The sequence below is a fragment of the Gordonia aichiensis genome, from assembly GCF_039946255.1.
Taxonomy (GTDB): Bacteria; Actinomycetota; Actinomycetes; order Mycobacteriales; family Mycobacteriaceae; genus Gordonia; species Gordonia aichiensis_A.
This window is the reverse complement of record NZ_JBCDWL010000006.1, coordinates 1-15,473: the sequence shown is the minus strand read 5'-3', so window position 1 is coordinate 15,473 and position 15,473 is coordinate 1. Positions and strand designations below refer to the sequence as shown.

The window sequence follows — 15,473 nt, the reverse complement described above, 5'->3', positions numbered from 1 at the left end:
TCCTCTCCGTCGAAGGGATGCAAGGGTCGAAGGGACGCGGTGGTCGATCGGAGGTGGTGGTGTCACTGTAGGTGCACTTGGCCGCGGGCGAGTGCCGCGCAGACCACGGTCGCCAGTCCGCCGATGCCGGCGATGACGCTGATGGTGGTGAAGGCGGCGGCCGAGTACATCGGGACTCCGCCGACGGTGACCGCCAGGATGGAGCCGATCGCGGCGACGCCGGCGCTGGCGATCGCGGTGCCGATGGCGCGGACCAGTGCGTTGACGCCGTTGGCCTCACCGATCTGCGGGCCCGGCGCGTAGCGGACGATCAGCATCGGCAGGGCGGCATAGCCGATGCCCACACCGACGCCGACGATCGTCGCCCACACGATCACCATCGTCCCGCTGGTGGAGGCGACGATCCGCAGGAAGTAGCCGTCGGCGATGACGACGCCGCCGACGGCCAGCACGGTGCGCGGTCCCCACCGCGTGGCCAGCCAGGCGGTCAGCGGTGCGACGGCGAGCATCACGCCCGCGTTGGGCAACATGGCCAGACCGGCCGCCGACGACGACCATCCGAAGCCGCCCTCGGAGGTCGCGCCCTGCAGCACCTGGGTGGTCAGCAGCAGGTTGGCGAACATCAGCACGCCCAGCACCAGGGACGCCAGGTTGGTGAACAGCAGCGGAGCCGAGGCGGTGGCGCGCAGGTCGACGATCGGATCGGTGGTCGACAGCTGTTGACGTCCCCACGCCAGGAGCACCACGATGCCGACTGCGGCGGCGATCAGCGTCGCCGGACTGGCCCAGCCCCACAGGTTGCCCTGCGAGAGGGCCACCAGCACGGCGGACAGTCCGATCGCGAGCAGGACGGCGCCGGTCAGGTCGAAGCGCCCCGACTGGGCGGGGGAGTGACGCGGCACCACCAGGGCGATGAGCACGATGGACGCGATCGACAGCAGCGCGGAGAGCCAGAACAGCCACTGCCAGTCCAGGCTCTCCAGGATCACACCGCCCAGCGGGATGCCGATGCCGCCGCCCCGCCCACTCCCAGGGTGGCCGACAGGATCGCGAGGGAGGAGGAGACCTTGTGGGCCGGGAGGCTGTCGCGCATCTGGGCCATGGCGACCGGGACGAGGGCGGTGCCCAGTCCTTGGAAGGCGCGGCCGATGATCAGGGTGGTGATGCCGCCCAGCGGGGCCAGCAGCGAACCGATCAGCACGAAGACCATCGAGGCGATGAGCATCCGCTTGCGGCCGAACATGTCCGAGAGCCGAGCGATGATCGGGGTGGCGACCGCCCCGGTGAGCAGGGTGGCGGTCACCAGCCAGGCCACGGCCACCGCGGAGGTGTTCAGGATGTCGGGCAGGACCGGGACCGCGGGCACCACGAGGGTCTGCTGCAGGGCCACCACCAGGCAGGAGAATCCGGCGACCGCGATGAGCGCGGTGCCGTTCACTCCTCTGGCGTCTGTGTCTGTGCTTGTATCGGGGCCCGTGTTGACGGGCGGGGTGGACAGGGTGCTCACGGCTCACTCCTCTGCGTGATGCAATGTCTGTGGGATGTCGCGTCGATGACAGCAGTCGGAAGGGTGCGAATGTCAGGACCGTGCACGTATTTTTGAATCAGTGAGCTCAGATCGATCATTCGATGGTTGAACTGGGATTCTCATGCAACGAGGAGGGTGAATGGTGTCACTGCCGAGGGTGGTCGACGACGTGGATCGTCGGTTGCTGCTCCACCTGCTCGCCGACCCGCTCGCGCCGTTCGCGCGGATCGGCGAACACCTCGGCGTCAGCACGGCGACGGCGGCGTCGCGCTTTCGTCGCCTGCAACGCCACGGACTGGTGCGGGTCTGTGGGCGCACCCTGCCGGGGTTCGGCGGCCGCCACGCCTACCTGGTGCGGGCGGCGGCGGCACCCGATCGCATCGCGCGGCTCGCGGCCACGGTCGCCGAGTTCGATCACAGCCGCTGGGTGCGGATCTCCACCGACGGCTCCGAGCTAATGTGCGGGCTCGTCACCGATGCCCCGAGCATCGATCCGGTCCTGACTCGGCTCCCGGTGGAGCCGGCACTGCGGATGTTCGCCGTGCACGAGCTGCTGCACGTCTGGGGCGGGCACGGCGATCTCACCACGATCGCCCCGATCACCCTCGACCGGTTCGACGAGGCCCTGCTCGCGTTGCTCGCCGTCGACGGTCGGGCCCAGTTGCGCGCGCTGGCCGAGCATCTGGGCGTCAACGCCAGCACCGTCTCCCGGCGGCGGCAGCGGCTGGTGGACGCCGGGGTGCTCTACTTCGAGGCCGACGTCGACCCTCAGGCGCTCGGCGGCACCGGCGACGCGATGCTGTGGATGCGGGTGCCGCCCGGGGCGATCCGCGCCGCCGGCGCGGCATTGCGTTCAGATGTGCGCGTCCGGTTCGCCGCAGCGACCAGCGGTGCCTACGACCTGGTGGCCCACGTGCACGTCCTCGACCACCAGGCGATCCTGGGTTTCGTCGACGAGACGCTCGCCGAGCTGCAGGTCAGTGCGACCGACGTCGTTCCGATGGGGCGAGTGCTCAAGCGGAACGCGGTGTGAGTGTTCGGCACGAGTGCACGGCACTCGGGCTTCCGGCACCGTTCACCCCGATGGGGGCCACAATGAATCCATGCCGACCCTGACGATCATCACCGGCGACATCACCCGCGTCGAGGCGGACGCGATCGTGAACGCCGCCAACACCCGGATGCGCGGCGGTGGCGGCGTCGACGGCGCCATTCATCGGGCCGGCGGTCGGGCGATCCTCGACGACTGCATCGCCCGGTTCCCGCACGGGCTGGCCGTCGGGGACGCCGGATGGACGACGGCCGGCGATCTGCCCGCCCGGCACGTGATCCACACGGTGGGGCCGAACTACGGTGCCGGGCAACGAGATCGGAGCCTGCTGGAATCCTGTTACCGGCGGAGCCTGCAGGTGGCCGACGAGTTGGCGGCGCGGAGCGTCGCATTCCCGCTGATCAGCGCGGGGGTGTATCGGTGGCCGATCGACAACGCGGTCGCCGCCGCCGTCGACACGGTCACCGCGACGCCCACCGTCGTCGAGGAGGTCTCGCTGGTGGCCTTCACTGGGCAGTTGGCCGAGAAGATGCGCGCCTACCGGCAGATCGCGACCCCGCTGCGGATCATCCAGGGACTCCGGGAAGTGCACCGCCTCGGCTACGGCGAGGTGCGGTTCGTGCCCTACCTGTATGCGCTGGGGACGTGGCGGATCGAGATCTCGACCGCCGACAACGTCCGCGAGACCGACCCGCACCCGCGCGTCGGCGGCGACGCTGCGACGATCCGATACTCCAGTGCCGCGGGCGGCGAGTTCGCCGGCGGCGTGGTGACCGGCGCGACCCCCGTCCGCGAGGTCGCCGACCTCATCCTGGCGCAGCTGCCGCAGGCTACGCGTCGCGGCGGCTCGGCTCGCTATGCGCAATGGCTCGACGAGTTGGCGACCATCTGTCTTGATAGGCGGGCTGTGCCCATCGCATTCGACGACTACGGCGGCGTCCCGGAGGGTAGATGGAAGCTCAGCGACGGCGGGTCGGTGCTGCCGCCGCCGGAGTGATCAGGGCTCTTCGGCGGTCTGCGGCAGCAGCGGATTGTCGGGGACGATGTCGGCCAACGATGTCGTGCTGTCCTCGGCGAGCGCTGGCAGGAGCAGGTCGGTGACCTTGGTGAAGAAGACGCCGAGCAGCGTGCTCAGGGCGTGGGCGTCGGCGGCGGCCTGCACCGGGTCTGAGCCGGGGTCGGTGACGTCGTCGAGGATCTGCCCGATGACGTGGACCTCGTCGAGGAGTCCGTCGACGAGGAGCCGAGCGCGCTCGACCTTCGCGGCTGCGGGGAACAGGACGGTCTCGGCGACTTTGAGTCGGGGACGCAGATCGTTGGCGGCGAGATCGGCGAGTGCGGCCGTCGCGTCGTCGAGTCCGCCATCGCCGCGGGCGGCGTCGACGACTGCGGTCTCCAGGGCCCGCACCCGACTCATCAGTGCGGCGAGCTCCTGGCTGTGTTCGCTGACGGTGTCGGCATCGGCTTCGCTGGAAGCTGTGACCACGGTGTTCGTCATCGTGAAGTGTCCTTCCGTGGGTGAAGGTCGGCGGGGGACTGGATAGCGAAGCCGACCACCATCCATTAAATATGGATATATCCGTGTTTAACAGTGGGGCTAGGAGAAGAGCTGGTGGCGTCGATGATTCATTCGGCCGAGAGTTCGAACACCCTGTCGTCTGTTTGGTCGAAGCGTCGGTGGGGTGGTGACGAACACTACGCTCGCATTAGCGGCTCGTACGATGAATCGAGGTAGTAGGTGAAGGGCAACATCCGCCGGATCTATTCGGTCTTCGACGGCAACAGCAAACAGCTGATCATCCCCGTCTACCAGCGAAACTACGACTGGGGTGAGTCGCAGTGCCGGCGGCTCTTCGATGACCTTGTCGATGTGATCCGGCATGGACGCGACACACACTTCTTCGGCGCCGTCGTCGGCAACGCCGAGGACTCGTTCACCTACGTGATCATCGACGGCCAGCAGCGTCTCACCACGACGAGCCTGCTGATGCTCGCTCTCGTCGACTCGATCGACGCCGGCGTCTTGAAAGTCGATAGGGACCGTGACCTGGCACGCAAGATCCGCGCCAACTACCTTGTGCTCGCCGACCAGGGCGATGAGGTCAAGTTCAAACTCAAGCCGGTCAAGAATGACAACGACGCCTATAGGCGGGTCGTAGGCGGTGACGAACAACTGCTTGAAGATTCCAGCGTCACTGCGAACTACCGGTATTTCATGAACCGGATCGCGATGGGTGAGTTGAGCGGCGATGAACTGTGGAAGGCGATCCAGAGCCTTGAGGTGATGGTGCTGGATCTGGAACGCGACGACGATCCGCAGCGGATCTTCGAAAGCCTGAACTCGACGGGTCTGGAACTCAGCGAGGCCGACAAGATCCGCAACATCGTGTTGATGGGGTTGCCTGCGAAAGACCAGGAGCGGCTCTACGAGGACTTCTGGAACAGAATCGAAGAGGACGCCGACTACCTGACGACGGCATTCATCCGCGAGTACCTCATTTCGCGCACCCGCAAGACGCCGCGCAAGGATCGACTGTACGACACTTTCCGCGACTACATGGCAGCGACGGACTCGTCTGTCGAAGACATCCTGGGTGACATGCGGAGCTATGCGCGCGCCGCCAAACAGCTCAGGACGGCGACGACCGGCCACCCTGTCGTGGACCGAAGACTCGGACGATTCAACCTGATGAAACGCGACGTCGCGATGCCGTTCCTGATGCCCGTGACCATCGACGTCGAGAACGGCGTCCTGACAGCCGACGAACTGTGTCGCGTCGTCGGCCTGGTGGACGTGTTCATCTACCGGCGATTCGTGTGCGAGGTGCCGACCAACGGTCTCAACAAGATCTTCTCGACCCTCTACGGGGACGTACGACGACTGATGCGCGGTAGCGACGACTTCGTCGACGCGTTGACCTACTTGATCACGAGCCGCGATTCGGGATCAAGTCGATTCCCCACCGACAGCGTGTTCCGTGAAGCATTCGTGACCCGCAACTTCTACAAGATCCCGTCGGCGACGCGCACATACACGTTCGAATGCCTTGAGAACGCCGGATCGAACGACAGCCGCGATATCGCGACGCGCCTGGTCAATCAGGAACTCTCGGTGGAGCATGTCATGCCGCAGACGTTGACTCAGTAGTGGCGGTCCGATCTCGGCAGCGATGCTGAGGAGATCCACGCGACGTGGCTCAACCGCATCGGGAACCTCACCGTCACCGGATACAACTCGGCGTACTCGAACAGCTCGTTCCTTGTGAAGAAACGCAGTGAAGAGGGGTTCGACGCCACGCCGTACCGCCTGAACGCAGAGATGCGCGAGGTTGATGCCTGGACGGTTGCTGACATGCATCGACGCAATGAACGTCTCGCCGACATCGCAGTCGACTACTGGTCGGTGACTCCGACATCGTTCGAGCCGACGGTGGAGCCGATGCCTGTCGAGCCGATGGGCGACGAGGGATCGTTCCGGAACCGGACGATCTCTGCCTTCGAGTTCGCCGGAGTGCACCGGACCGTGACGAGCTGGTCTGACATGATGACCGACGTCATCAGGCTCCTCGCGAGCGACCAGCGCGAGCGGGTGTTCGCGGTGGCATCGTCCGGCGCAGTGCAGGGACTCTCGGCCGGGGACACATCGCCGAAGTATTACACCGAGGTGATGCCGGGGCTTCATGCCAACACGCAGAATTCGACGAATGCGCGCATCCAGGTGCTTCGCCGACTATTCGAGGTCCTCGGCATCGATCCTGACGAGTTGGTGTTCGTGCTGTCGTCTCGCGCTACGTCGTCAGTCTCGACGGCCGTCGAGGAACCTGCCGGACCGTATGTGGCGTTGACGAAGTTCGCCGAACCGTTGCAGGAGTTCGTCGGCTCACATATCGATGCCGAAGACACCGCCGAGATCCGCGGCGAGTTCCATAGCGCGCTTGAAGGATTCCATGACCCGGACCCGCTCGGGACGTTGGGTGGTCGTGGCCTGCCCGAGGTGGTGGAGGCAGCGTTGATCGACAGGTGTTCGGCGCCCGAGGTGCTTGCCGTGCTGTCGCTGCTGGTGCAGTTCGAGAAGATCGCTCCGGGACAGATCCACACGAACATCATCGGTGGGACGGTCAACCGGTTACTCGATCGGTTGTTGTAGGAGGGGCCGGATCAACGGAACCATCGCTCCGCCGGCGGCTGGTGACGCACACGTCGATGGCGGCCAAGATCCAGAACGGTGACCGCGTCCTCGTCGTCGACGCCCTCGGCGCCGCAGGCGCTCGCGGAGGCCAACGACGATGGGCAGCTCGCGGTCGACGAGGCCGGTGAGCTGGTGGTGACCGAGCAGGTGTCGTTAGGACCGACTGGTCAGTGGTTGTTCGTCCACGGGATGTGAAGGGACTGCTGCACTGATATGACAGTGTGCTGATCGACTTTTGCAACGGCGTCAATGTGCGGCTGATGCTGCCGCCGGTGTCGGGGACGTGAGGGTGAGCAGGGCTCGCAGAGCACCTCTCAACGCTGTCGTCTGGTGTCAGCGGATGACACCAGACGACAGCCTTGACCGAACGAATACGTCGCTACTGCATCTCCCGGATGTACGTCACCCCGAATCCGCGAACCTGCCGGAACTCCTGCCGTGACGTGCCGAAGTCGAACCAACCGCCGTCGGACTTCTGGAAGATGTCGAGACCGCGGCCGAGATTGATGCGCCAGCCGGTGTCGGTGCGGATCCACCGGTCGTGACCGCCCGGATCTTTGTGCACCTTCACGGCGACGCCCTGCTGAAGGGCGGCGTTGATGATCTGTTGCAGCATCTCCACCTGCCGTTGCTGGTAGACAGGATCGGATTCCAGAACCGTGTAGAGGCGGAACTTCACCACGTCGGCTGGATCCTTGGCCGCAGCGATCAGTGCAAGCAGTTCGACCAGGTTGCGTCCCTGGTGATTCATCCGGATGTAGGGGTCGTGGAGTTCGATCTCGGTGGCGTCGCGGAGATACGGCATCAGCATGGTCTCGAAGGAGACACCGCGCTGGTTCTCGGCGTAGTCGCGATGCCCTTCGAACAACGGCTCGGGCTCGGGTGCTTCGGGCAGGGGCGATGGAATCGCGGCCTGCGTAGTCCCCACCGCAGCATCCGCCTCGACAGTCTGGCCGCTGTCGCGACTCGCGTTCCGGTGATAGTGCTCCGGATACTCTTCCTCCTCCAGCGTGGTGACCACCTGCCAGTCACCCCCGACAGGCTGGAATCCGAACTTGACCGCGGCCATGGTGTCGTCGATACGGAGGATCTGATCTTTGACGCGTTTGCGGCCCTCTATGGCGAAGCGGAGGATCTCCTCGGTCTCCTCGGCGGTCGCCTGCTCGTGCGGGTAGAGCAGCTTCATCAGGCCGGAAAAGGTCTTGTGGATGGCGTCGCGGTCGCGGGTGGAGATGTCGGCGCCGAGGGCGAACCGGTCCTGATATCGATCCGAGTAGTCGAGGTTGCGCATGAACTTGAGGACTTCTGCGATGTAGTCGACGACGAAACCGTAACCGGCCGAGAACATCTCGCCGCGGATCGTGTCGATCTCCCAGCCGGGGATGTAGAAGTGCAGGCGATCGAGGTACGCCGAGTCGTGGTAACTTTCGGGCAACTCGTCGAACAGGTCGGAGTGCTTGAGCATGTACGGCACAGTGTTCGAGGTGTTGCCGACGAACACCATCGACGCCTCCGCACCGAGGGTTTCGATGCCACGGGAGAACGACTTGTTCGCCATGTAGTTCTTCATGATGTCGACCAGCGCTTTGTCAGTGCGCTTCTTCTTGCCTGCGAACTCGTCGAACGCGACCACGTCCCAGTAGCCGACGAGACCGATCTTGCCATTGGCATTGTTGACGAACAGCTTCGGCACGGTGATCTCACCGCCGGAGACCAGCATGCCGTGCGGCGAGAACTCCGAGTAGATGTGCGACTTACCGGTACCCTTCGGGCCCAACTCCACGAGGTTGTAGTTGCGTTCGACGAACGGGATGAGCCGGGTCAGCTGCAGCAGCTTGGCCCGCCGCCCGAACATCTCTGGATCGAATCCGATGGACTGAATCAACAGATTGATCCACTCGTCGGTGGTGAACTCGGCGCGGGCTGCGAGGTAGCCATCATAGTCGAAATGCGACATCTGGATCGGCTGCAAGCGCCCTAGAATCCACGGCACCGCGCGGGCGTCGTCGGTGTGGAAGTATTCGATGTCGCACAGGCACCACACTCCACCCACCAGGAGTTTCTGGTGGGCGTTGACGGTGTTCGGCTCCACCAACACCCCGCTGATTCCGAGGTTGGCGAACGACGCCTGGTAGACGTCGTCCTTCTCGTTGAGGGTGACGGTGACACGGTCGATGATCCGGAACCGACCCTTCTCGCGGATCTTCGATTTCACCAGTTCCGACTCGTTGCGGTGCACATAGTGTTCGGCGAGGATCCGGCGTACCTTCTCGATGCCCTCTTGGATGGTCGCCTCGTCGTCGGTAGCGGCGAACTGCCCCAGCAGGTACTCCAGCACGTACGACGGGACGATCGCATTGCCTTTGACGGCCTTCACCAGATCCTTGCGCACCACCGCTCCCGGGAAGTGGGCGTTGATCTTGCGATCGAGTGCCGTCGGTTCGACGACGGCGGTGCTGTCCAGGTCGGTGTCTTCGCTCATCAGAAATCCCATCCGTCGTCGCCGGCGAAGGCGCGTTTGATCGTGTACGGCGCGCTCTTGTACTTCTTCCACTGATCGGTGCCCTCGATCGGCTCCGACAACCGGAATTCGACGCTGTGATCATTGGCCGCGTCGGCGTCTTTGCTGAGCAAAAGTGTCACATTCTGGAAGCGGTCGCGCCCGGCGTCGCTGGCCGAGTCGAACGTCATCTCCTTCTCGTTGGAGATGAGCGTGTCACCGAAGTAGAGGCCGGCGCGCAGGATCCGCGCGGGTCGATGCGGCTCCACCTTCGCCGACTGGTACAGCTTGACGACGATCTGCCCGGTGGTGATCCGATCCGATTCGGGGTGGATGTCGACGTTCACCGGCTCGACCGTGTCACTGCGACTCTTGTTGACCTGGATCACCGGCACCACGACCTCCTGCAGCGAGGCACCGCCGTGCACGAACTGATAGCCCGCCCCGGGCTGCACGATTCGCTGAATCGAGTTCGGGATCTGCACCTCCAGATCACCGTCCAGGCCGATCTGCTCGGGGCGGAAGGTGGTGAATGCCGGGTCGTCCTTCAGCCCTCGCCCGAGCACGTAGCGGCGGGTGGAGGCGACGATCTGCTCACCCTGCGGTTTCGCGGTGAGGTTGAACTGGTCGGTCAGCTTGGATCGCTGGTAGAGGAATCCGTGGTCGGCGGTGATGAGGATGTTGGTCGCGTTCGCGTTGGCGAGTTTCTTGACGATGTCGATCAATTCGCGGATGGCGTCGGCGGTCGCGGTGAACGTCCGATGCTCAGAGGCAGCTTTGTCGCCGGTCGCGTCGATCGTGTCGTGGTAGACGTAGAGCACCTGGTTCGACGAGTACAGGTCGCGTCGTTCGGCCGGTTTCGTCTCCAGGAAGTCTGTGGCCCGGATGGCGGTGCCGCCGACGCCGCCGAGGATCTTGGCACGGTTGGCGGTGCCGTCGGAGCGTTGTCCGTCGACGAGGACCGGGTCGCCGTCGGGTGAGTGTGCCAGGCTGTTGTGGGGGAGCAGTGCCGCCATCCCGAGTTGTGTGTACGACGGGAGTACCCCGAGCATGGCGTCGAGCCTTGCGGAGAACTTGTTCTCCCCGCGGATTCTGGTGCTCAATTCTTCGGCGACCTCGTAACGCAGGGCATCGGAGATGACCACGACGACCTTCTTGCGTCCCGTGAGCGCAGGGACGACGTACTCGTCGTAGAACGAGGTCTGTGAGGTGATTCCGAGGCTGCGCCAGTCGGTGACGGCGTCCACCTGCTGCTGCCAGGCGACGCCGAGCGGGGACAGGAAGTCGGTGATGTAGGCGTTCTCCACCAGAGTGGCCAGCACCTCGATCGGCTGTTTGAACTCGGCCGTCAGGTAGGCCTGCGTGAACTGACGGTAGAGCTGGTCGATGCGATACCACTCGCTGCGGTACTGCGTCAGCCCGTCGTCGAAGCCGGTGAGGTGGAAGGTGGTGTTCCGGATCGCGGGAAGTAGGTCGGCGGCGGCGCTCAGCGCCTCGTAGAGGATGGCGTAGTCATCGAACCAGAAGCTGTCGCGGCGTCGGGCGCTGATGGTGTCGGTGATGTCGCGGTAGGGCATGGTCTGGGTGCTGATACCGTCCACCAGACGGCGGATCACTTCGCGTTCACCGGCGTCGAAGACGTCGCCGACGGTCAGTGTGTCCCACGTGATCTCACCGACGTGCTCGGCGTAGTCGAGGTTGCTCTCGGCAGTGCGCGCCAGCTTCTTCATCGCGCGGCTGCTGCGTTTGGAGTCGCGGAAGCCACGGAAGTCGAGCGCCAGGTTGCGCTCTTTACGCGACGCGGTCGCGTTGAAGCCGTCGGCGGCCCGCTGAAACATCCACAACACCAGCCCGGCCACCGTCGGGGTCGGGGAGGCGAACCCGTAGATGCTGGCGGCTCCCGACCAGTAGAAGTCGGTCAGGCCGTGAGCAGTGAGGGCGTCGAATCCGATGGTGTCGGCGTCGGCGTGCTGCATCAGCAGGGTGCGGGTCAGCTCGGAGAAACTGTGCTCGGTCTGCCCCAGCATTACCGCGCACAGCTGGGCTTGTGCGACGGTGAGGTCGTCGCCGACGAGGGGGAGGGCTTTGAGTCGCGCCACCAACGTCGGGTCGTCGAAGAACGACGGGTGTGCGGCGATCAGCTCGTCGGCGCCGGGTGCGGTGAGTCCGAGGTCGGCGCGCATCAGTGCGCCGCGGTCAGCGGTGAACACCGGGGCGTAGCCCAGTTCGATGTCCAGTAACCAGTTTCCGACACCCTCGGGGATGACGCCGGACCGGTAGATGAGGAACTTCGAGGTCGGCTCGTCGCGCAGTACCCGGTGCTTGACGGCGAACTCGTCGTCGGCGACGGAGAGCACCGTCACCTCGTCGGGTGCGAGCGCCTCGAGTTCGGTCGCATATCCGCCGTCGGGGTCGTGCCAGACGACGATCCGCTGCGATTCGAAACGGTCGGCGAGGTGATCGGCGATGGTGGGTGTCGTGGTCATTCCTCGTCCTTGTCCTCGTCGTCCCGGGCCGTGCCGAGTGCGCGGCGCGCGATTCGTTCCTGTGCGGCGCGGTAGATCTGCGTGATCCGCTGTTGAAGTTCGTCGCGCGGCGGGAGTGCCGTCCAGTATTCGGCGACGACGATGCCGTCCTTGTGCATCTCGAGCAGCTCGATCTGCTCGCGGGAAGTCTCGGTGCACAGGATCAGGCCCAGCGGCGGCTCTTCGTCGTAGCGGCGCTCGTAGCGGTCGAGCCATTTGAGGTACGGCTTCATCTGCCCTTCGTGGGCAGGCTTGAACCTTCCGATCTTGAGCTCCACAGCGATCAGCCGGTGCAGCGGCCGTGAGTAGAACAGCAGATCGAGCCAGAAGTCGTCGTCGCCGACCGTCATCCGCTTCTGCCGGGCTACGAAGGTCCAGCCGTTGCCGACCTCGAGGAGGAAGGCTTCCATGTCGCGGATGAGTGCGTCCTCAAGATCGCGTTCGGCGTAGCTGTCTTTGAGTCCGAGGAAGTCGAGGAAGTAGGGATCGCTGAAGGTGTCGAGAGGGACCGCGGAGCCGCCGGGGGTCTGTGCGTTGGCGATCTCGCGTCGCTCGAACCCTTGGCGGCCGATCAGCTCGCGCAGGGCACGGACGCTGAGCCGGGCGTTGAGGGTCTGCTGGATGTAGAAGGCACGTGCCTCCTCCGAGTGCACGGGGAAGAGCACCTTGAAGTGGCTCCAGCTCAATTGTTGCCCCAGCGTGGCCACAATCTCCCGGTCGGGGAAGGTCTGGGAGAAGCGCACCATTCGGTAGAGATTCGACTTGTCGAAGCCGCGTCCGTACCGATCGGTCAATTGTTGCGACAGCGTAGCGACAATCTCCTCGGCGTATTCCGCGCGCTGCTGCTCGAGCACCTCAACGTCGATGAGGTGCCCGATCTGCCAGTTCATCAGGGTCAGGGCCGCATTCGCCTGTGTGGCGACGGCGCTGCGGGTCTGTTCGATCAGCGTCGAGATCTGATCTAACAGGGCGTCGGACGCATCCGATCGTGCCAGTTCACTCATGACGAGTCCCTCCAGTCTTCGCCTCGAGTTCCCGGCGGTCGTCATCAGTGGGAACGATCAGCCCAGAGTCGGTTGATGCTGGGGTGACGCCATCATCCATCGGAAGCTTCCAGTCCTGCTACTTTCTTCACCGCCGGGTAGAACTTCGGGTAGTTCACCCTGACGCCGTCGTCGAGGTCGATCTCGATCTGCTGCGTCGCGAGAGGGTAGAGCACGTCGTGCTCGTAGTCGCGGAGTTCGGCGAGCACCTTGCGGAGCCGATCGGCCTCCTTCTGCTCCTTCGCCGCCCCGCCGCCTGCAGCAGCTTGCTCGGAGCGTTCGAAGGCCTTCTGCAGTTTGTTCTCGTATTCGCGCAGATACTCGTTGAGCACCGTCGACACCGTGGACGGCGTGTACCGGTGCAGATAGATCAGCGCGTTGAACGACCCCTTGGGGCTGGAGAACATCCAGTAGATCGGGCGCTTCTTGTAGCGTTTGACGTGATCATCGTAGAACTTCGACTTGCCGGTTTTGGTGATGAAGTAGTCGCGCAGCGTCTTCACACCCAGCGACTCCTCCACGAACCGCAGGTTCTCCTCGAAGTGCTCGGTGCCGAAGGTGACCTTCAGGAACATCCGGAACTGTTCGACGACGTCGTCCTCGAACCAGCCGTCGTCGACGAAGGGGATCACATTGTCGGCGTCGGGCATGAAGGTGACGTCGTCGGCTGAGCTCGCCGACACCTTCGCAAGGTAGTCTTGCAGCGTCGAGCCCTGGTCGGCGAGGATCAGTCCCGGCTTGTCGAGGCTGTAGCGGCCGAACATGCAGCCGGCGGCATACGAGACGAGGTCCACGATCGAAGACTCGATGAACAGTGCGTCGCGCTCTTCGGGAGTCTTGTTCGGCCACCGGAACGCGGAGTTGTTGGTGAGGGAGACGCGTTCGAGGGGGACATCCGAGCTCACCTCGTCTTCGAGCCCGTAGAGCTTGGCGACGGCCTCGTTGTTCTCGATCTCCAACTGCTGCTGCGCCCGCGAGCGTGCCGCCCATTCGTCTCGATGCTGCGCAACAACCTGTTCAAGCGTCTTCAACTGGATTCCTTACGGGGTTGACCGGGGCATCGGATCAGGCTGCCGCCCGCTGGCGGGTCCCGGAGGGTAGCCATCGGGGTAGCCGAGATGCGTTTGCTCTCAAGACTACGTTTGCCCCAAAGGCTACCGGCACAGGCCGACCATCTCGGCGGACACCGTGAGCGCCGCACGAGTCCGCGAGCTGTCTGTATGCAGATAGGACTGCGTACTCAGCACGGACGAATGTCCGAGCACTGCTTTGATCGTCGTCTCGTCGACCCCGCTGGATAGCAGCAGTGTGGCGGCGGTGTGTCGTGCCTCGTACAGCAGTGGTCGTCGAGTGCTGCCGTCCGGCAGCGTGACCGTGACTTTTGCTTCCTCTACGAGGTCGTACCACTGTCGGCGGTCCAGCTCCGCGGATCGGGGTGTGCCGTCGTCTCGGGGCCAGACGAGCCCTGACGGCGACGATGGCGCGCACTCCGCCCAGGACGACAGTGCTGTGACGAGCCACGGCACAAGCGGAATGACGCGACTCCCGGCGCGCGTCTTCGGTCGGACGAGATGATAAGCGCCGTGCACTTGTCGGGACTCGAACCCGCGCGGGACTCGGAATCCGCTCTCGGGTTGTCTGAACTCAACGTACGGCAGTGCCTTGAGCTGCCAGGCGAGGGTCATCGTCTCGGTCTCGAGGTCCACCATGTCCCAGGTCAGGCCCAGTGCTTCGGCGGGGCGTAGGCCTTCAACGAGTGCTGCGACCCATCGCGAGGCATCGGGGCGGGTGACGGCGACGGCGAGGATTCTCGCCGCGGCCTCTGCACTCAGCGACTGCCGCGAGGAGTGTCCGGCACCCGGGCTACCCGTCTCTCGGGCGTGTTGTGGAACCCGGTAGCCCTCGGCGACTGCGTCCGAGAGGATTTTGGTGAGCACGGCGTGCGTGCGCTGCATGGTGGCGAGTGCAAGACCGGCGTCTTCCTGGGCTTTGGTGACCTTCCGGATGTCTGCGGGCACGAGGGCGTCAAGACGCAGGTGTCCGATGGTCGGCACAATCCACCGATGGATGCTCGAGCGGTCGGAGACGTAGGTGCCAGGGCGCACTATGCGCTGTCGTTGTTCGAGCCACCGATCGGCCCACCGCTTGACCGTGATGCTGCCGAAATTCTGGGTGACACAGCCCTCGGCAGCAATCCGCTGCTGTGCCTCCGCGAGCCGCCTCCGCGCCGCGGCCTTGGTACCGGCTTTCAGGGTGATGCGGCGCCGCTGGCCGCGCTCGGTCCACCCAGCCTCGATCGAGGCTACCCACTGGCCCCGCGAGTTTCGATATATCGAACCGGTTCCCTTGCTGCGCTGCTTGAGCCTCGACATGAAACCAAGATATGACGTGGATCATGCGGATTCGGGGTAGCCATCCGGGTAGCCATCGAGGACGGAAACTGAAGGATGGCGACATGCTGTTGAGCCTCTGACCACCTGCGTAGATGCGTTGGCAGGGTCAGGTTGGGTCAGTTCATGAAGGACGAGTACCCAAACAGCAAGTCAGACCTCTTCGCCGCTTTCATCGAACGCTGCACCAGCCTCGCGCGGCCGCACGGAGCGGCAGCAATGATCACCATGCAGTCATGGATGTTCC

At 64.5% G+C, this 15,473-nt stretch carries 13 protein-coding genes and 1 pseudogene; 6 read left to right on the top strand and 8 right to left on the bottom strand.

What is annotated here, in order from left to right:
• Positions 1-62: 62 nt before the first annotated feature.
• Positions 63-989, bottom strand: a complete 927-nt coding sequence (locus AAFO60_RS08765; RefSeq protein WP_347955806.1) for an MFS transporter — start codon at positions 987-989, stop codon at positions 63-65.
• Positions 986-1,507 carry an MFS transporter gene (locus AAFO60_RS08760; RefSeq protein ID WP_347955805.1) on the bottom strand — a complete coding sequence of 174 codons (522 nt, stop codon included), beginning with the start codon at positions 1,505-1,507 and terminating at the stop codon, positions 986-988. Before AAFO60_RS08760 ends, AAFO60_RS08765 begins: the two co-directional genes overlap by 4 nt.
• A 160-nt stretch (positions 1,508-1,667) precedes the next feature.
• Here AAFO60_RS08760 and AAFO60_RS08755 point away from each other — a divergent pair, with 160 nt between their 5' ends.
• Together AAFO60_RS08755 and AAFO60_RS08750 are read left to right on the top strand one after the other, a co-directional pair.
• Positions 1,668-2,561, top strand: a complete 894-nt coding sequence (locus tag AAFO60_RS08755) for an AsnC family transcriptional regulator (RefSeq protein ID WP_347955804.1) — start codon at positions 1,668-1,670, stop codon at positions 2,559-2,561.
• Positions 2,562-2,631: 70 nt separating this feature from the next.
• Positions 2,632-3,576 (top strand): macro domain-containing protein, encoded by a 945-nt coding sequence (locus AAFO60_RS08750; protein ID WP_347955803.1) that lies wholly within the window; start codon positions 2,632-2,634, stop codon positions 3,574-3,576.
• On the opposite strand, the gene AAFO60_RS08745 is transcribed toward AAFO60_RS08750, so the two are convergent.
• Positions 3,577-4,077: a hypothetical protein gene (locus AAFO60_RS08745; RefSeq protein ID WP_347955802.1), complete on the bottom strand. Its 501-nt coding sequence runs from the start codon at positions 4,075-4,077 to the stop codon at positions 3,577-3,579.
• A 240-nt stretch (positions 4,078-4,317) separates the two neighbouring features.
• On the opposite strand from AAFO60_RS08745, the gene AAFO60_RS08740 reads away from it, so the two are divergent.
• The 3 genes and pseudogenes from AAFO60_RS08740 (at position 4,318) to AAFO60_RS08730 (ending at position 6,963) form a co-directional block, all read left to right on the top strand.
• Positions 4,318-5,727, top strand: coding sequence for a DUF262 domain-containing protein (locus AAFO60_RS08740; protein ID WP_347955801.1), 1,410 nt, complete (start codon positions 4,318-4,320; stop codon positions 5,725-5,727).
• Between the two features lie 15 nt (positions 5,728-5,742).
• Positions 5,743-6,726: pseudogene (locus AAFO60_RS08735) on the top strand (HNH endonuclease family protein); the annotation flags it as partial.
• Between the two features lie 78 nt (positions 6,727-6,804).
• Entirely contained in the window at positions 6,805-6,963 is a 159-nt protein-coding gene (locus AAFO60_RS08730; protein WP_347955800.1) for a hypothetical protein, read from the top strand.
• A gap of 184 nt (positions 6,964-7,147) precedes the next feature.
• On the opposite strand, the gene brxL is transcribed toward AAFO60_RS08730, so the two are convergent.
• The 5 genes from brxL to AAFO60_RS08705 all read right to left on the bottom strand — a co-directional run bounded on the left by brxL (position 7,148) and on the right by AAFO60_RS08705 (position 15,208).
• Positions 7,148-9,250, bottom strand: coding sequence for a BREX system Lon protease-like protein BrxL (gene brxL, locus AAFO60_RS08725; RefSeq protein ID WP_347955799.1), 2,103 nt, complete (start codon positions 9,248-9,250; stop codon positions 7,148-7,150).
• A complete protein-coding gene (gene pglZ, locus AAFO60_RS08720; protein ID WP_347955798.1) occupies positions 9,250-11,754 on the bottom strand; it encodes a BREX-1 system phosphatase PglZ type A in 2,505 nt (834 codons plus the stop codon). The genes brxL and pglZ overlap by 1 nt, the downstream gene beginning before the upstream one ends.
• Positions 11,751-12,797: a PDDEXK nuclease domain-containing protein gene (locus AAFO60_RS08715; protein WP_347955797.1), complete on the bottom strand. Its 1,047-nt coding sequence runs from the start codon at positions 12,795-12,797 to the stop codon at positions 11,751-11,753. The genes pglZ and AAFO60_RS08715 overlap by 4 nt, the downstream gene beginning before the upstream one ends.
• A 92-nt stretch (positions 12,798-12,889) precedes the next feature.
• Entirely contained in the window at positions 12,890-13,867 is a 978-nt protein-coding gene (locus AAFO60_RS08710; protein ID WP_347955796.1) for a hypothetical protein, read from the bottom strand.
• Positions 13,868-13,990: 123 nt separating this feature from the next.
• Positions 13,991-15,208, bottom strand: a complete 1,218-nt coding sequence (locus AAFO60_RS08705; protein WP_347955795.1) for a tyrosine-type recombinase/integrase — start codon at positions 15,206-15,208, stop codon at positions 13,991-13,993.
• A gap of 144 nt (positions 15,209-15,352) precedes the next feature.
• On the opposite strand from AAFO60_RS08705, the gene AAFO60_RS20985 reads away from it, so the two are divergent.
• Positions 15,353-15,473, top strand: a 121-nt coding sequence (locus AAFO60_RS20985) for an Eco57I restriction-modification methylase domain-containing protein (RefSeq protein ID WP_432211704.1), incomplete at its 3' end; no start/stop codon positions are given.